This is a genomic window from Lentisphaerota bacterium (assembly GCA_016873675.1).
Lineage (GTDB): Bacteria > Verrucomicrobiota > Kiritimatiellia > RFP12 > JAAYNR01 > VGWG01.
In genome coordinates this window covers 14,456-31,075 of the sequence record VGWG01000024.1, presented here as the reverse complement: position 1 = coordinate 31,075, position 16,620 = coordinate 14,456, and the positions used below count along the sequence as shown (strand labels likewise).

Genomic DNA, 16,620 nt, shown 5'->3' with positions numbered 1-16,620 from the left:
TTTGCGGGCGCGGGGCGCTTGGCGGCGCCGTCGACTTGTGTTGTTATTCATGCGCCTGTAGGTTACAGGCGTTCGGCCGCCCGGTCAGCATTTTTTGTCCGTGGGCTGAGCCTATGGGATGCTAGTGTAACGGAATCAATAGAAGTGCCCAGAACTTTAAGTATTTCGTGACAGGAACCGTGCAGTGCAAAGCTGACGCTGTCGTTTCACCAGAGCAATGGAATATCTCGTCACGAATTGCACGCTCTAGCGCAGAGCCCGCTTATGGCGGAACCGCAGTAACCACTATCGGGCAGGCGGAGAATGGAGTCGTGACCATCACAACTCAGGGGAAGCCGATCACAAAACGGTATGGGCCGATGCCGCTGTGTTGGAAGTGGGGCTTGCCTGCGGTAGCGCAGAACATGGCGGAGAACAACATCGCGGAGCTTCGGTTTCCAGTGCTCGACGAATTCGATGCCATTCATAAAAACCAGACAATCAGGTTTCGGAAGAAAATATCACTGGATTGTGGCGATGGCCAATGGGTTGACTTCCGGGTTTTTGAACTGACCGGAGATGGCGTTATCCCGACTGTATATTGGGTCGATAATAGGAACCGCACCGTATTTGTGATTTCCGGAATGGAAGCCTATGTACTGGAAAGGACGAGCTGAACAGCGCGGTTGCGGCAGTCAACGGTATCGGCAGCCTCCGGACTTGGATCTTCGCGCACATCAACCACCCATTCAAGGGAATCGAAGGGAATCCGAGTGAATCCGGAACAGGCAAGCAATAACACACGACGGCAGATTAAGACTCAAGATTAAGACCCGCGCACAATTTGCCTGTCCCCGATTCTGCTTCGTCTGAGAGACGGATGAACCGCTTGGTAAACGGCGGATACCCATTTCGGGGAAAGCGGACAGGCGGCGAACCGGAGTCCACCGCCTGTCTTAGTCAGAGATTCCGCCTGAGACTGTCGGGGCTGTTCAGGCCACGCAGAGCTTCTTGGCCAAGTCGGCGGCGGAGGCGGCGTCGGGGGCGTAGCCGCTCGCGCCGATCTCGTCGCTGTAGGCCTGGGTGACCGGCGCGCCGCCGATCATCACCTTGCAGCCGATGCCCGATTCCTTGACGGCGTCGACCACGAGCTTCATGTTGGTCATCGTCGTGGTGAGCAGAGCCGAGACGCCGATCACGCGCGCGCCATGGGTCCGGGCCAATTCGATGAACTTTTCGGGCGGGACGTCAATGCCGCCGTCAACCACCCGGAACCCGGCACCCTCGAGCATCATGCCGACGAGGTTCTTGCCGATGTCGTGCAGATCGCCCTTCACGGTGCCGATGACCGCTGTCGCCAGAGGCTGGACGCCCGCCGCGACCAGATGGGGTTTCAGGATTTCCATGCCCGCCTTCATGGCGCGGGCGGCGATCAGCACTTCGGGGACATAGACTTCGTTCTTCTTGAACTTCGCGCCGATGATGCCCATGCCTTGGAGTAATCCTTCGTTCAGGATTGTGGCCGGCTTGGCGCCCGCATCGAGCTCCTGCTGAACCAGTGTTTTAACTTCAGCCGCGCGCCCTTTCATCAAGGCCTGGCAAATCGCTTCGTTGCTCATTCTTTACGATCCTCCTGGATAAAACCCGCCGACCTCGAACCTGGTTTGGTTCAAGCGACGGGTCAGTCTGCAACAGATGGGACCCAAAAGTAAAGGTTTTTTCGAGAATCATTGAGGGGTGGACACTGGGGGGCAGACATGCCATACTAGCGCTCTTTTCTGACAACACGGGGAGGTGCACGATGAGTGGAGCTTTGAAGGATTTGACCGGGGCCGATTTTGATGCGGCGGTGGCGAAGGGCGTGACCGTCGTTGATTTCTGGGCGCCGTGGTGCGGACCGTGCAAGATGCAGACGCCGATCCTGGAGAAGGTGGCGGAGACCGTCACGGGCAAGGCGGTGATCGCCAAGGTCAATGTGGACGACAATCGCGATCTGGCTGTTAAGTATGGCATCCGCAGCATCCCGGCGCTGCTGATCTTCAAGGATGGCCAGGTCATCCAGACCCTGGTCGGTCTGCAACAGGCGGCGGCTCTGGTGCAGGCCATCACGGCTGCAGGCTGACGCCGGGCTTGCGCGATGGGTCGGGCCTGGCGAGGATGTCCATGCTTTTCGAGGTGAGACAGATTGTGCGGCGATATGGCCAGAGGACGGCTCTCGACGGCGTCTCGTTCGACGTGGCTCCGGGCGAGGTCGTGGGCGTGCTGGGCGCCAACGGGGCCGGTAAAACGACGTTGATGCGGGTGCTGGCCGCCTATCTTCAGCCGGAGTCAGGCGATGTGGTGTTCGACGGCCGCAGCGTGTTTGCCGACAAAGTGGGCTACTACGGTGTTCTGGGCTACCTTCCCGAACGCTGTCCGCTCTATGACGACATGCGTGTGGGCGACTATCTGGCCTTTCGGGGCCGGCTACGGGGCTTGGGCTGGCGGCGGACGGCGCGGCGCGTCAAGGATGTGGCGGCGGCGTGCGGCCTGAACGAGGTGATCCGGCGACCGGTCGGGGCGTTGTCGGCGGGCTTCCGGCGACGGGTCGGGCTGGCCGATGCGATCCTTGCCCAGCCCAAAGTGCTGCTGCTGGACGATCCGTTTGCCGGTCTCGACCTGGCCCACGGCCAGGCGCTCAGGCAGACGGTGGCGGCGATGTCGGTGCGTTCGGCGGTCATACTGACCGGCCATGACGTGGCGGGGATGGCCGAAATCTGCACCCGGTTTCTCGTGTTGCGCGACGGGCGGCTGGTCACGGCGCGCCGTGCAACCGGTTGCGACACAGGCGTGCTGGTGCGGACGCTGTCCCGCGCGGTTGCCGGGCTCGACACGGACGAGGTCTCGGTGGCGGCTCAGGGAGGTGGCGGATGACGGGGGCGGGGGTTTTGTTCCAACGCGAGGCGCGCGCCGCGTTTGCGTCGGTTTCATTCTATGTGCAGGCGGCCGCCTTTCTGGCCGCCAGCGGCTGGTCACTGGTGGATGCGTTGCGCCGCGGCGAGGGCGGTTTTGTCTTGGTACCGGCGCTGTGGGTCGGATCGGTCGCCTTCTGGCTTCCCTTCTTGAGCGCGCTCACCACGATGCGGAGTTTCAGCGCGGAGCGGGCCTCGGGCACGTTGGAGACGCTGTTGACGGCCCCGATCTCGGAGTCGCAGGTCGTGTGGGGCAAGTTTCAATCGGCGTTTCTGATGGGGTTCACGGGGCTGGCGCTGGCCGGCCTGGCGCCGACGGTGTTGCTCCCCTGGCTCTCGCCCAGGCTGGCGGACGGAATCGCGGCGTGGCCGCTGGTTGCCGGGATTGTGACGCTGATGATCCAGCTTGCCCTCTGGACGGCGGTGGGGATTTTCTTCTCACTCGCCTGTGAACAGCAGGCCGCCGCCGCCGCCTGCTCGTTGTTCGTCTGCCTCGTCGTGCCGCTGGCGGTTGAGGCGGCCGCGGGTGCCTGGTTTCCGGGGGTTTCCCTTGCCGCCGCCGGTTTTCCCGCCGCCGGATGGGCGGCCGATGCCGCGAGCGGCCTGTTGGCGCTGGCCCCCGTGGTCTGTTATGGCGCGGCGGCGCGGGGATTTCTTTTTCTAACGACGCTGCTCCTTGAGGCGCGTCAGATTCGGACAGGCTAAGATGGTGCCAGGGAAAACAGAGCGGGTCGGCGTGCGGCGGCTGAAGGCGCGTCTGACGGGCGGTGTGGCGGCTGCGCTGACGGTTGCGGCGGCCGTCGCCATGACCGGCGCCGCGATCCGCTTGAACGCCGTGTGGGAATTGCCGATTCGAGGGGCCGGGCGGATTTCGGAGCGGACGCGCGAGATTCTGGCACGCACGACCGAACCGGTCCGGATCACCTCCTTCATCGTCTCGGGGCACCCCGTCCGGCGTCCCGTCGCGCGGTTATTGATCGGACTGCAGGCCGCCGCGAAGACGGGAGGCCGCGCGTTGCTGACCGTCGCCGTTGTCGATCCGCGCCGGGATCTGGCCGAGGCGCGCCGGCTGATCGACAAGGGAGTCGCACCGGACACGCTGGTCTTCGAGGGGAGCGGCCAGCGTCTGGTGGTTGGCGCTGGCGAATTGATGACCGTGGCACCGGATGCCTCCGGCGAGGAAACCCGGCGGTTTACGGGCGAGTCGGTCTGCGCCGCGGCGATCGAGCGGCTGGGACGGGGCGGCGCGCCGATCGTGTATTGGTTGACCGGCCATGGCGAGGCCGCCACGGGCGATTACGATCCCCAGACAGGGTACTCCGACGTTGCGCGTGAAATCACGCGCAACGGCTTTGACTTGCGCGACATCCGGCTGTGGGAGACCAAGGGGGTCCCCAGTGATGCGGCGGCGCTGGTGGTCGCCGCGCCGCAACATGCGGTTGCGCCCGAAGAGGTGGGATGGGTTCAGGATTATCTGAACAAGGGCGGCCGGCTGCTGTATCTGGCGCCCTCCAGCGGCCGATCCGGACTGGAGGAGGTGCTGGCGCGATGGGGACTCGTGATCACGCCGTTCCGGGCGATCAGCACGCGCACGCTTTCGGGTGGCGACCGGGTGATCACGGCGTATGCCGACCATCCGATCACGCGGATGTTCGGCAACACGGCGACGGTCTTCCTGGCGCCGTGGTGCATCGTCACGCTTAGTTTGAGCGACGTCCAGGGGGCGGACCGGATTCGCGTGACGGCTCTGGCGCTGACTGCGGATGATGGATGGGGTGAGGCGGGGGCCGAGGATCCTCCCCGTTTTGACCCGGCGACCGACATCGCCGGGCCGGTCGTGGTCGCGGCGTCGGCGGAACTGGGCGGCGGCACGTCGGCGGAACTGGGCTTCAAGCCGACGAAGATCGTGGCGCTGGGGGAGGCGTCGTTTATCTCGAACGGCATGTTGGGCATGCGGTTGAACGCCAACCGCGACCTGCTGCTCAACATGCTGAACTGGCTCACAGGCATCGACGCGGCCACGCAGCCGTCGCTGGGCGGCGACGCGGCGCTCGCCTGCGGGCTGGACCGCGCCGGGTGGATGCGGGTGATCTTCTGGGTGGTCGGGGTCCTTCCCGGCGCGGTGTTGGTGGTTGGCGGCGTGGTGGCGGTCAGACGGCACAGGGCGGGCTGACGACACACACAATCAGACGGGGTTTTACGTGGCGAGAATCCGGACAATCGGTATGCTGCTCGTGGCGGTCGGCGTCTCGCTGATCGTTTTGCGGCTTGTCGATCCACCCGATCGGAGGCGATGGACGGCGGCAGACGCCGGACCGTCTGGACGGCTGATTCCGACGCGGTTTGGCGAGGTGGATTCGCTGGTCGTGGAGCGTGACGGTTATCGTCTCGAGCTTCAGCGGGCCGGTGCGCAGTGGAATCTGGTTCAGCCGGTGACCACGGGTGCGGATTCGGCCGAGGTGATGCGGTTTCTGGATCTGCTGGAGCGGGCGCCACTGTTGGATCGCCTGCCGCCGCACGACATCCGCCGGCGGAATCTGACCATGGGCGACTTCGGCCTGGCGCCGCCTGCCGGCCGCGTGGTTGTCCAGGGACCCCAGTTCCGGGCCGAGGCCGCCTTCGGCGCGCCAACCCCATCGGGTCACGAGGTGTATGCGGTCGTGGATCGCTCCGGAGACGTGGTGTGCGTGACCGATCGCCGGATATTCAACGCATTTCCCTCCTCGCTTGAGCACTGGCGCGACCGCACGCTGCTTCGAAAGCCTTTCGGAAAGGTGACGGCGCTGGAGGTCCGCCGGCCGGGGGTTCCTTACATCAAGGTGGTGCGCGAGGGCGATCTGTGGCAGCTCGTGCAGCCGCTTTCCGGGCGGGCCGCGAACCGGGCAGTGGAGGATGCGATCGAGGCGCTGCAGGCCGTCCGGATCGAGCGGTTCATCCTGGCGGAGGGGGAAACAAACGGCCTCGATCGGGCATCGGGTGTCCTGCGGTCGCGTCTGGTATTTTACGGACTCGACACGGAGACAGCGGTTCAGGTCCAGGTCTGGGAGAACGGCAACCCGGTCGGGGCGCGGATCCGTTTCGGGCGCGAAGTCGATGGAAATTCGGGGCTCGTGTACGCGCTGACACCCGATGACAACAGCATCGTGGCGGTGAGCAACACGGTCCTCACCAGCCTGCCGGCGGGTGTCGAGGCGATTCGCAGCCGGAGGCTGTTTGATCGGTCGCCGGCAGCCCTGCGCCGGCTGATCATACAGTATGCGGACGAGACGGTGGAACTGAATCGCCAGGCCTCAGGTCTCGCCGGACTCTGGCGGCTGAAGGCACCGGTGCAGGGCGAGGCCGACGGACCGACGGTCGAGGAGGTTGTGACCCGATTCCTGGCGCTCCAGGCGGAACGACTGGTGGATCCCGATGTGAACGCCGTGGCGATCACGAATGAGCCGCTCTGTCGGATGGAGTTTGCCTTCTCCGACGGATCCACCCAGCGCGTGTCGGTTGCGCAATCGGTTCGCGAGACCGGGTGTTACGATCTCACGCTTCCGCCGGTGCCGATGGTGTTTGTCGTGGCCGCGAGCAATCTGCCGCCGCAGATCATCGGCAGCGTGGGCGTGCTGGAACTGGTGGATCGGACCATTCTGGCGCTGCCCGTGCAAACCATCCGCCGGATTACGGTGAAGGGGCCGGGTCGGCAGGAGTTTGTTGAACGGAAGGGCGGCGATGGCGACGGGCAATGGGTCGCCGGAACCGGCACGGCCGATGCCGAGGCGTTGAAGACGTGGGCGGCGCTCGTGAGCCAGTGGCGGGCCGAAAGCGTGGTGCGGCTGGGCGCGGGGGCGCAGGATGTGGCGGCATTCGGCATGTCCGAGCCATGGATGGAGCTGACGGTGGATGTTGCATCCGATGAGGCGCTGCGGCGGAGTGTGCGTGTGGGCCGGGTCGCGGCGAACGGCGGACGCTATGTCAGCGTTCTCGGGCATGACGTCATTTACCAGATTGCATCCAATGTCGTGACGTTGCTGGAATCCCGCCTGACGCGCGAATAGGCGTGACTTGCCAGAACAGCCCGTAATAGGGGATAATCTTCCCTCTGTTTAACGGAGTTCCGGCTCATCGAGATACTGAAACAGGCGTTGTAAGGGCGGCACACGGTCGCCACCGCCCAGAGGAGATAAAATGATTCGAAGGCTGTTTAGCGTGGCATTCCTCGCGTTGGTGTGCGCCTCGTGCCGGGCGGCTGAGGAGCCGGGCGGCGGACCGCTTCGGCCGCAGCCCCATTTTGCGGCGGTTGCGCGCCAGATCGTGGGTGCGCTGCAGCGGGGGCATCTGGTGCAGAGGCGGTTTGACGACGCCCTCTCGGCGCGCGCCTGGACCAACCTGCTCACGGCCATCGACTATGATCGCGCGTATTTCCGGCAGGAAGACATCGCGCGCTTTGAACCCATGCTTGACAAGCTTGACGATGCGCTCAAGAGCGGCGATGTGCAATTCGCCTTCGATGTCTTTGCCGTATTCAGGGAGCGGCTGCAGGAACGGTTTCTCTTTGTTACGAACATGCTGGCCCGGCCGATTGACTTCTCCGTTGACGAGTCCTTCGATTGGAAGCGAAAGAACGCCGCCTGGCCCGCATCGGTTGCGGACCAGGACGACCTCTGGCGGCGGCGGATCAAAAACGAGTACCTGGGCTATGCGATCGCCCGCGAGGGGGATGCGGCCAGGCGCGACGCGGCCGCCGCGCCGACCAATGCGGCCCCCACGGCCACAGGTCCGGCTGCCGCAGGCGATGACCCCGCCGACGCGATCGGGGCGGCCGCGATCAAGCTGCTGGCGCGCACGCCCGAGCAGTTCGTCAGACAGCGCTACGAGCAGTTCAAGATCGTTCTGGACGACAGCGATGCGGACTGGGTGTTTCAACGGTACATGAGCGCGGTCACAGCCGCCTATGATCCGCATTCGGATTATCTCTCGCCTGAAAAGCAGGGGGACTTTGAAATTGAAATGAACCTGTCGCTGAGCGGGATCGGCGCCACGCTGCGTCCCGAGGATGGCACGGCGCTGGTGGTTGATCTCATCCCCGGCGGACCGGCCGCGCGCGACACGCGCGACATCCGGTTGCGCCCCAATGACAAGATCATCGGTGTCGGCCAGGGCGACGAGCCGATCGAAGACATTCTCCACCTGCCGCTCAGCAAGACCGTGCTCAAGATTCGCGGCAAAAAAGGGTCCCGTGTGGTGCTGCTGGTGATCTCGGCCTCCGATCCGACCGGGGCCACCACGCGGCGGGTAGACCTCGTTCGCGATGATGTGAATCTGCAGGAACAGGCCGCCACCGGCCGGGTCGAGCGGATCACGCTTCCAGACGGGCGGGAGCGCACGCTGGGCGTGATCGCGCTCCCGATCTTTTATGGCTCGATGCAACCGCCGAATACGCCGGGATACCGGAGTTGCACGCGGGATGTGGCGCGCGAGATCGCGCGGATGAACGACGCGAAGGTGGAAGGTCTGGTGCTGGATCTGCGCAATAACGGCGGCGGGGCGTTGCGCGAGGCCGTCCATCTGGCCGCGCTTTTTCTGCGCGAGGGGCCTGTGGTTCAGGTGCGCGAAGCCTGGCAGGTGCAGGTGTTGGCTATGCCCAATTCCGGCGCGCCTCCGGCATTCCGCAAGCCTCTGGTCACCCTTGTCAACCGCACCAGCGCTTCGGCCTCGGAGATCGTCGCCGGCGCGTTGCAGGATTATGGCCGGGCGGTCATTGTGGGGGACTCCAAGACGCATGGAAAGGGGTCTGTGCAGTCCGTCCTCCCGCTAAACGGCTCTAAGTCGGGGTCGATCAAGCTGACGACCGCCAACTATTACCGGGTGACCGGCGCGTCAACCCAGTTGCGCGGCGTGGTTCCGGACGTGGTGGTGCCGTCGATTCTGGACGCCCTGGATATTGGCGAGGACCAGCTCACGAATCCGCTGCCCTGGACGCAGGTGCCCGAAGCGATCTATGCCCCGATCTTTGACACGCGGGCCTGGATACCCGAACTGCGCGCCCGTGCGGCGGAAAGGCTGGCGGCGAATAAGCGGTATCGGACCTACAGCCGGCTCGTGCAGCATGTGCGTGAGATGTCCGAGAACACGACGATCCCGCTCGAACGGCAAGCTCGGCGCGCCCAGGCCGCGGCCGAACGGGAGTTGCGCAAGATGCAGGAAGAGGAGGAGGGCGCGGTCCGGGCGGGGCGCAAGAATGAGGAAGATGACCTGATTCTCCAGGAATCCCTGTCCATCCTGTCGGACCTGATCGACGTCAGCGCGGGCGCCGAGGTGCCGGCCGATCAGTCTGCCAACGACCTGCGCGCGCTGATGCTTCGGGTGTTTGGCAGGGAGTGAGCGTTCGGGAAGAGGGAGGCAGCATGAAGATTGCATTCACCAAGATGCACGGCGCGGGCAACGACTTCATCATGATCGACGACCGTCAGGGGCTGGTCCCCTGGCAGGATCATTTTCTGATGGCGGCCCTGGCCGCGCGACGGGTCGGCGTGGGCTGCGAGGGGATCATCCTGATCCAGCCTTCCGATAAGGCCGATTTTCGCATGCGGTTCCTCAACCCCGACGGAACCGAGGTGGAAATGTGCGGCAACGGCTCGCGCTGCGCGGCAGCCTTTGCTCACGGCATCGGCGCGGCGGGACGGGCCATGACCCTGGAGACGATGTGCGGGCTGATGGATGCGGAACTGGTGCCTCAGGGGGTGAAGGTCTGGATGCCTGAACCGACGCGGAAGCACTACGCGATGGTCGTGCAGGCGGCCGGCCGGACGTTTACAGGCGATTTTATTAACACCGGCGTCCCTCACTTCGTGGTGCAGGTCGACGACCTCGCATCGGTCGACATCCTCGCCTGGGGCCGCGCGCTGCGGCAGCACCCGGCGTTCGATCCCGAGGGGACGAATGTCGATTTTGTCGTGTACCGCGCGCCCGACCGTTTCGCCATGCGGACGTACGAACGGGGCGTCGAAGGGGAGTCGGGCGCGTGTGGCACGGGCGCCGTTGCCTGCGCGGTCGCGGCGGTCGAGCGGCTCGGGCTCACCCTGCCCGTTTACGCGCGCACCCCCACGGGCTACGAGTTGATCATCGGGGGGGATTGGCGGGATCGCAAATGCACGGGCCTGACCCTCACCGGACCGGCGCGGGAGGTCTACACCGGCGAGATCGATCTGGATGGGCTGGAGCGGGAGATGGAGTGACGTAACGGATGAATCGGATCGTGGTGGAACCCGAGGAGATTCATAACGGCCGCGTCGAGTTGAGTGACAACCGCGCCGACCATATCAGGAACGTGCTGGGCGCGACCGTGGGACAGGCGTTGAAGGTCGGCGTTGCCGACGGCAAGCTCGGTCTCGGCGAGGTCGTCCGCTGCGACGCATCCGGTGTTGAATTGGCGCTGACGCTGGAAGGCGAAGGCCCCGAGCCCTGGTGTGACCTGATCTTGGCGATGCCGCGTCCGCGCGTCCTGAAACGCTTGTGGGCGCAAGTTGCAGCTCTGGGCGTCGGCCGGTTGTTTTTGATCCACGCGGCTCGGGTCGAGGCCTGCTATTTCGGCAGCCATTGGCTGCGCCCGGCAGCGTACCGTCCGCTGCTCATCGAGGGATTGATGCAGGCCGGGACGACCCGGGTTCCGCACGTCTTTATCGAGCCGAAGCTGAAGCGCTTCGCCGACTTGCGGCTGCCCGCGATCGCGGCGGGAGCGGTTTGTTTTATTGCCCACCCGGATGCCGCGCCGACGGACGAAACAGGTTGGCCGATGGTCGCGGAGGGGCGCCGCCCGGTGATCGCGGTCGGCCCCGAAGGCGGCTGGATGGATGACGAAGTGGCCCTGTTTGAGTCGCACGGCTTCCGGCGGCTCTCTCTGGGACGCAGAATCCTCCGCACCGATACGGCATGCGTGGCGTTGCTGGCGACGCTGGGACGGCTGTTTGACGGCCAGACAGCAAAGGGGTGTGTTACGCCGATGTCACCAACCGCGCCGCTGCTTCGTAAACCTGCCGGGGTGTGATTCCGGCGGTGTCCGCCAAACGGGCGCAGTCCTCGTATTCCGGCGTCCGCACCAGATCCTGACCGTCACGCGAGCCGATCTTGACCCGCACCGCCCCCCAGGGCGTCGAGGCCGTCTCAAAACGGCGGTCGAGGATGGAGCGGGAAACCGGATAACGACGCACGCCGAATGTGGTGGTGGCCGTGAAGACAAGCCGCTCGATCGCGGCGATCAGTCCGCCGGGCGCCAGGACGGAGAAAACGATTCCGGGCCTCGCCTTCTTGAACGTGGCCGGGGTCGCCCACGCGTCGCAAGCGCCAGCAGCCAAGGCGCGCGCGATCAGGTCGCCCACCCATTGCGGGTTGCAGTCGTCGAGGTTCGCCTCCAGGACGCAGAGTTCGGATTCCGTCCCGGACGCATCGGGGGTTGATCCAGCCGCCTCGGTTTCCAGCAACGTGGCGCGCAGGGCGTTGGGACGGCCGACGAGGGTGCGCCGGCCAAACCCGAACGCGCTGCGGATCACCCGCAGGCGGGGCGGGGGAGGGGTCAGTTCGCGCGTCCAGGTTGTAAATAGGGCGGCGGCGGTGGGAGTGACCAGCTCGGACGGCTCATCGGTCTGAACGGTTTCCAGGCCTTCGAGCAACAGCAGGGTGGCCGGCGCGGGGTTGGGCATGATGCCGTGGGCGCAGGTGAGCGTTCCGGTGCCGCAGGGGAGGGGACCCACCGACACGCCGTCAACCCCGAGTTGACGCAGGGCGAGACAGGCGCCGGCGATGTCGGCGATTGCATCGAGCGCGCCCACCTCGTGGAAATGAACGGCGCTTGGGGCTCGGCCGTGAACGCGCCCCTCGGCTTCGGCCAGGCGCTCGAACACGCGCAGCGCGAGCGGATGCCGCCCGCCGAGGAGGTTCGCCACGTCGGCCAACGTCCGGTGTTCGGGGTGGTGATGGTGACCCCCGCCGTGCTCAGCGCCGGCGTGGGGCGAGACGTCCACCCACCGGTCATGCGCGGTGGATTCGGTGGAGACCGACGCCCGGAGGCCGTGGAGGCCGTGGGAATCGGCCGGTGAGACGACCACCCCGACGGGATCCGGAAGCTGGGCGGACAGCTCCTGGAAGATGCCATGCAGGTCGGCGCCGATCCCGGCGAGCGCGCCGAGGATCATGTCGCCCGAAGCGCCGCCGAGGGGGTCGAAACGAATCACGCGCATCAATAACTCCTTGGAAAAACCATCGCGTCCGCAAAAACGTCCTGAAAACCCTCCATCGTGGAGAGCTCCACATGCGTGATGCGCCGCGCCAGGTCTTCACCGAGGCGCCGCGCATCTCCCGACAGCAACGCGGCCTGGGCTCCGGCCAGCGACACGTTGCCCACGTAACGAATCCGCGTGTGGGCGATCCCCCCGGGCAACAGGCCGATGCGCTGCGCGCTGCTACGCCGGATGAAGTTGCCGAAACCGCCGGCGATCAGCACGATGCCGAGGTCCGACACGTCCAGCCCGGCCTGCCGCATGAGCAGGATGATGCCCGCGCGCACCGCCCCGCTCCCGAGTTGCACTTCTCGAACGTCGCGCTGGGTGAGCGCCACAGGGGAAGACCCGCATCCCGCTCCCGCCTCGGACAGGACAAAGCGGACGGTGCCGTCTTCGTCCGACTCCACCCGCCTGGCCAGCGCGGGCGGCAGCGAGGCCGGCAGCTCGTCCGGCGCCAGCATCTGTCCTTCCGGAGTGATGATGCCGCAGGCGAGCAGCTCGGCGATCAGATCGATCAGCCCGCTGCCGCAGAGGCCCGTGGGCGCGACGTTGCCGATGACCTCCAGCCGCACGTCATCGTCAAACACCACCTTCTCGATTGCGCCGTGCGTGCCCCGCATGCCGCAGGCGATGCGGGCGCCTTCAAAGGCGGGGCCGGCCGCCGTCGAGGCGGCGTAGAAGACGCCGTGGTGCGACAGAACAAGCTCACCGTTGGTGCCGATGTCCACCAGAAGCGCGGTCTCTTCATGCCGGTCAATCCGGGTCGCCAGCATGCCGGCGACCGTATCGCCGCCCACGAATCCGCCGATGATGGGGAAGAGATACGCCCGCGCGCCGTGATGGATGGGGATGCCCAGCTCGCCTGCGGGAACGAGCAACCCCCGCGCGTGCATCGGCACGAATGGCGTCTCCCCGAGTTGCGCCGGATTGAGTCCGCACAGAATGTGCTCCATGGTCGTGTTGCCGGCAAAAGCCGCCGCGTAAATGTTTTCACGGGAAATGGCCGCGCCCGCGCCCAGCGCATCAATCATGGCCGCCACCTCGTTTGTCAGCGCCAGCCGCATCTCGTCGAGGCCGCTTCCGCAGGATGCAGCCTGATGGATGCGCGACAGCACGTCGTCTCCGAAACTGACCTGCGGATTCATGCGCGAGACGGTTGCGAGCTTTTCGCCGGTGCACAAATTGAGCAGCGTGCCGACCAGGGTCGTCGTGCCGATGTCGAAGGCCACGCCGAAACAGCGCGCGTGCGTGTCCCCGGCCTCGAAGTCAATCAGGGTGTGATCGTCGAGAACCGCGGTGCCTGCAAACCCGTTCGCGCGCAGCGTGGCGGACACGTGGCGAATCAGCCGCAGTGTGGCCTTGAACGGGCCGATCGCCTGTTCCAGACGGAGCAGATCCGGCGCATCGTCGGTCAGCGTCGGCGGAGCCAGCGTCACATAAATCTTGCGGATTCCGGGGAGGATCTCAGGCGCCGCGCCGGAATCGGACGTCGCCAGGATTTGGTGCTCGTCGCCGAACAGGGATGCTTGCGGAACGGTGATCACCATCTCGCGGACGATCACTGTGCGGCACGCCAGCCGCCAGCCATCCTTTAATTCCGCAGGGGAAAACACCCGCTCGTCGGTCGCCGTCGGCACGCCGCATCCCTGCATGATCCGGATCCGGCATTTGCCGCAGGTGCCGGCGCCGCCGCACGGCGTCTCGATCACCAGCCCGGCACGGGCGGCGGCCTCCAGAATCGTCGTCCCGCGCAAGACCGACACCGCCCGACCCTGCGGATGGAACGTCACTCGTATTTGAGTCTCCATAGTCCTCCGTCACCGTGCACACAGAGCCGCCAGCGTGAACAAAACAACGCGGCTTGGGGCGCGCTGCACCTGATCACAAACCGCCGCCGCATCGGAAATGCCCATGACGGCGTAATGATAACAGGTTGCGGATTGGAGTCAACCCGCCCGCGTGTGCGTGCATTTTGCGCTGATGTTTCCCGCTTGATCCCAAACGGTAATCGCATTACACTGGCCGGGCGTCGAATTCAACACCACGGGTTTGGCATCAAGAAAGGAAAGGCGAACGATGATAGCCGCACGTCCAACGGGGATCACTCAGGCGATGGCAGCCCTGCTGCTGGCCGGTTTCATGACCGCATCCGTTCTGGCCGGGGAGCCGCATTATGTGAATGGCGTGGAAGGCCTCAAGGGGGCGACGTTGCCGCCTCCGGGGCTGTATGGACGCATCTATGGCGTCTATTATCAAGCCGATCAACTCAAGGGAAACAGCGGCAACACGTTGCCCATTGACTTCGATCTCCAGGTGTATGCCCTGGTGCCGCGGTTGATCTGGGTCACCCCGTTTCAGATTCTGGGTGCCGATTATTTCGCCGACATCAGTGTTCCGTTCATCCGGACGGATTTGTCGATCGGCGCGGCGAAAATCGATGCCGAAAAGACCGGAATGGGTGACATCTGTGTCGAGCCGGTGGGCCTGGCCTGGCATGGCGCCCGCTACGATGCCGCGTTGGCGGCAGGCGTTTATCTGCCCGTGGGCGAGTATGACAAGAATGATCCGGCTTCGCCCGGCAAAGATATGTGGACGACCATGGGAACGGCAGGCGCAACGCTCTATGCCGATGACGCGAAAACCTGGTCGGCCTCCATTCTGGCGCGCTATGAAGTCCATTCCCAGCAGAAGGACGAGCACTACACGCCCGGTGATGACTTTCACTTTGAGTGGGGGCTGGGCAAGACCCTGAACAAGACCCTGGACGTGGGCCTGACCGGCTACTGCTATTGGCAGGTCACGAGCGACTCGGGCCCGGGCGCTCAAACCGGCAAGTCACGGGTCTTTGCCGCCGGACCCGAAGTCAGCCTCTTCATGCCCTCTCTTCTCACCTTTCTCTCCGGTCGTGTGCTGTGGGAGTTTGGCGCTGAAAACAACACCGAGGGCATGCTGGGCGCCCTCACCCTGACCAAGATATTCTGACAGGCACCAGATCGGGATCCAATCGCAATGACCGCACCGACGCATGACGACACCCGCCCGGCGCTGCCGGGCGGGCTGCTGCAACAGGCCATCGAAGCGACCCCGGCCTGGCGGCGGCTTCCCATTCAGGCGCACACGCCCGACTTTCACCTCGTCTCGTTTCCTCCCGCGCCTCACGCGGCGGGTTCAGACTGGTACTGGATCTATGACGGGGCGCATAAAATCGGCCTGATCCAGACGTGGAATAAGGAGCTTGAGATGTTCCGGTTTTCTCCGCCGGCGGCGGACGAGACCGTGGATTACACGATTCCGCCGGTCCACCATTGGGCGACGCTGGTTGGCGCCAAGATCTCCATCAACGCGCCGCTATGGGAGACGCCCAATCCGGCGTTCCAGATCGAGTTTGTTTCGCGCGCGGGCCCCGTCCTGGAATTTAAGACCGTCACGAAACTGGACGGTGGATCCGTCGGCGAGGGAACGTTCCGGTTGGCGTGGGACACCCGCCTCGGCTATGTGTGGCAGTGCGGCATGCACTGCACCATGCCCGATCCCAAATGGACCGAGTTCTGCAACCTGCTCGCAGGGGGGGTGTCGGTTTCTCATCACTCTCGCAAACGCTGGCAGAAAGTGATAAACGGCGTCAGCTCAGGCAAAACCACCTGGTTCTATCACAATCCGCTGAACTACCCGCGGGTCAGCCTCGCATCCAATGGGTTCACCGGGTTCGTCCGCGAACCGGGTATGAACCCCTTCGTGGCGCTCGAATCGGTCAATGGCCCGGTCCGCATGGCCACCTGCGATCTGTGGTATGACCTGGGTATCCAAAGCGAGGCTCCTGCAACTGCGGAAGCCGACGGCATGCACCATCTCCGCGCCAGCTACCGCTTTCTTTCGGTTCCGGACCCGGTGGCGGAGACCCTGGAGCAGCAGGCGGAATCGCAGAATGCGGGGAAGAGCGACGTGCCCGGTTTCCGCTTTGGCGTGGTCAACGATTTCGAGCAGGGGATCAACGGCGGCGAGGTCTATAATGGATCGACCTGGCGTCACGTCACCGTGGATCGCACCCGGGGGCATTCGGGCTCCGTTTCGTTGAAGGTGTCGGGCAAGGGGCGCGGTGCGCCCGCTGTGGGCACACCCAACCGGTCGGGCACCGCAACCTACGGCGAGACGGCCAAACACTACCGGCTCAGCGTCTGGGTCCGAACCGCTTTGACCGATGGCGAGGCCTCGATCGCCGTGGATGACTGCATCTGGAACTGGGACGATGTGCGGGCCACGCGGCGCAGCGCCGGCATCACCGGCACGACCGACTGGACGAAACTGACGCTCGAATTCCAGCCCTCCGCCGATAATCCGTTCCTGCTGGTCAAGCTTTGCGTCGATGGCACGGGCGATGCCTGGTTTGACGACTGTGAACTCGTTGAGATGCCCTAGGGAACTCCGAC

At 64.9% G+C, this 16,620-nt stretch carries 14 protein-coding genes; 11 read left to right on the top strand and 3 right to left on the bottom strand.

The window, feature by feature from the left end:
* The first annotated feature begins 311 nt into the window (after nt 1–311).
* Nucleotides 312–656 (top strand): hypothetical protein, encoded by a 345-nt coding sequence (locus FJ222_05025; GenBank protein ID MBM4163784.1) that lies wholly within the window; start codon nt 312–314, stop codon nt 654–656.
* 315 nt (nt 657–971) lie between these two features.
* On the opposite strand, the gene FJ222_05020 is transcribed toward FJ222_05025, so the two are convergent.
* A complete protein-coding gene (locus FJ222_05020) occupies nt 972–1,598 on the bottom strand; it encodes a cobalamin-binding protein (protein ID MBM4163783.1) in 627 nt (208 codons plus the stop codon).
* 182 nt (nt 1,599–1,780) lie between these two features.
* Between FJ222_05020 and trxA the strand changes: the two genes are divergently transcribed.
* From trxA to FJ222_04980, 8 genes are all read left to right on the top strand, one after another.
* Nucleotides 1,781–2,101 (top strand): thioredoxin, encoded by a 321-nt coding sequence (gene trxA / locus FJ222_05015; protein ID MBM4163782.1) that lies wholly within the window; start codon nt 1,781–1,783, stop codon nt 2,099–2,101.
* 35 nt (nt 2,102–2,136) lie between these two features.
* Nucleotides 2,137–2,892: an ABC transporter ATP-binding protein gene (locus FJ222_05010; GenBank protein MBM4163781.1), complete on the top strand. Its 756-nt coding sequence runs from the start codon at nt 2,137–2,139 to the stop codon at nt 2,890–2,892.
* Complete coding sequence (locus tag FJ222_05005) at nt 2,889–3,635, top strand: hypothetical protein (protein ID MBM4163780.1); 747 nt, start codon at nt 2,889–2,891, stop codon at nt 3,633–3,635. Before FJ222_05010 ends, FJ222_05005 begins: the two co-directional genes overlap by 4 nt.
* Nucleotide 3,636: 1 nt before the next feature.
* The gene (locus tag FJ222_05000) at nt 3,637–5,103 is read left to right on the top strand and encodes a hypothetical protein (GenBank protein MBM4163779.1); all 1,467 of its coding nucleotides are present in this window, start codon (nt 3,637–3,639) and stop codon (nt 5,101–5,103) included.
* 28 nt (nt 5,104–5,131) lie between these two features.
* Nucleotides 5,132–6,973 (top strand): DUF4340 domain-containing protein, encoded by a 1,842-nt coding sequence (locus FJ222_04995; GenBank protein MBM4163778.1) that lies wholly within the window; start codon nt 5,132–5,134, stop codon nt 6,971–6,973.
* A gap of 130 nt (nt 6,974–7,103) precedes the next feature.
* Complete coding sequence (locus tag FJ222_04990; protein ID MBM4163777.1) at nt 7,104–9,299, top strand: hypothetical protein; 2,196 nt, start codon at nt 7,104–7,106, stop codon at nt 9,297–9,299.
* A 23-nt stretch (nt 9,300–9,322) separates the two neighbouring features.
* Entirely contained in the window at nt 9,323–10,153 is an 831-nt protein-coding gene (locus FJ222_04985; protein ID MBM4163776.1) for a diaminopimelate epimerase, read from the top strand.
* Between the two features lie 8 nt (nt 10,154–10,161).
* Nucleotides 10,162–10,962: a 16S rRNA (uracil(1498)-N(3))-methyltransferase gene (locus FJ222_04980; protein ID MBM4163775.1), complete on the top strand. Its 801-nt coding sequence runs from the start codon at nt 10,162–10,164 to the stop codon at nt 10,960–10,962.
* On the opposite strand, the gene larC is transcribed toward FJ222_04980, so the two are convergent.
* Both larC and FJ222_04970 read right to left on the bottom strand, forming a co-directional pair.
* Nucleotides 10,910–12,151, bottom strand: a complete 1,242-nt coding sequence (gene larC / locus FJ222_04975; protein ID MBM4163774.1) for a nickel pincer cofactor biosynthesis protein LarC — start codon at nt 12,149–12,151, stop codon at nt 10,910–10,912. The two genes, FJ222_04980 and larC, sit on opposite strands and share 53 nt — an antisense overlap.
* The gene (locus FJ222_04970; protein MBM4163773.1) at nt 12,151–14,001 is read right to left on the bottom strand and encodes a DUF4445 domain-containing protein; all 1,851 of its coding nucleotides are present in this window, start codon (nt 13,999–14,001) and stop codon (nt 12,151–12,153) included. Before FJ222_04970 ends, larC begins: the two co-directional genes overlap by 1 nt.
* Nucleotides 14,002–14,269: 268 nt before the next feature.
* Here FJ222_04970 and FJ222_04965 point away from each other — a divergent pair, with 268 nt between their 5' ends.
* On the top strand, nt 14,270–15,175 hold the full coding sequence (locus tag FJ222_04965) for a transporter (GenBank protein MBM4163772.1): 906 nt from the start codon (nt 14,270–14,272) through the stop codon (nt 15,173–15,175).
* A 27-nt stretch (nt 15,176–15,202) separates the two neighbouring features.
* A complete protein-coding gene (locus FJ222_04960; protein ID MBM4163771.1) occupies nt 15,203–16,609 on the top strand; it encodes a hypothetical protein in 1,407 nt (468 codons plus the stop codon).
* Nucleotides 16,610–16,620 lie beyond the last annotated feature (11 nt).

What these genes read in the sequence shown, in the direction of transcription:
- trxA (MBM4163782.1), top strand. Translation starts at nt 1,781, where the DNA reads ATGAGTGGAGCTTTGAAGGATTTGACCGGGGCCGATTTTGATGCGGCG.
- FJ222_04965 (MBM4163772.1), top strand. Translation starts at nt 14,270, where the DNA reads ATGATAGCCGCACGTCCAACGGGGATCACTCAGGCGATGGCAGCCCTG.
- FJ222_04990 (MBM4163777.1), top strand. Translation starts at nt 7,104, where the DNA reads ATGATTCGAAGGCTGTTTAGCGTGGCATTCCTCGCGTTGGTGTGCGCC.
- FJ222_04985 (MBM4163776.1), top strand. Translation starts at nt 9,323, where the DNA reads ATGAAGATTGCATTCACCAAGATGCACGGCGCGGGCAACGACTTCATC.
- FJ222_04970 (MBM4163773.1), bottom strand. Translation starts at nt 14,001, where the DNA reads ATGGAGACTCAAATACGAGTGACGTTCCATCCGCAGGGTCGGGCGGTG.
- FJ222_04980 (MBM4163775.1), top strand. Translation starts at nt 10,162, where the DNA reads ATGAATCGGATCGTGGTGGAACCCGAGGAGATTCATAACGGCCGCGTC.
- FJ222_05005 (MBM4163780.1), top strand. Translation starts at nt 2,889, where the DNA reads ATGACGGGGGCGGGGGTTTTGTTCCAACGCGAGGCGCGCGCCGCGTTT.
- larC (MBM4163774.1), bottom strand. Translation starts at nt 12,151, where the DNA reads ATGCGCGTGATTCGTTTCGACCCCCTCGGCGGCGCTTCGGGCGACATG.
- FJ222_05020 (MBM4163783.1), bottom strand. Translation starts at nt 1,598, where the DNA reads ATGAGCAACGAAGCGATTTGCCAGGCCTTGATGAAAGGGCGCGCGGCT.
- FJ222_05010 (MBM4163781.1), top strand. Translation starts at nt 2,137, where the DNA reads ATGTCCATGCTTTTCGAGGTGAGACAGATTGTGCGGCGATATGGCCAG.
- FJ222_04960 (MBM4163771.1), top strand. Translation starts at nt 15,203, where the DNA reads ATGACCGCACCGACGCATGACGACACCCGCCCGGCGCTGCCGGGCGGG.
- FJ222_05000 (MBM4163779.1), top strand. Translation starts at nt 3,637, where the DNA reads ATGGTGCCAGGGAAAACAGAGCGGGTCGGCGTGCGGCGGCTGAAGGCG.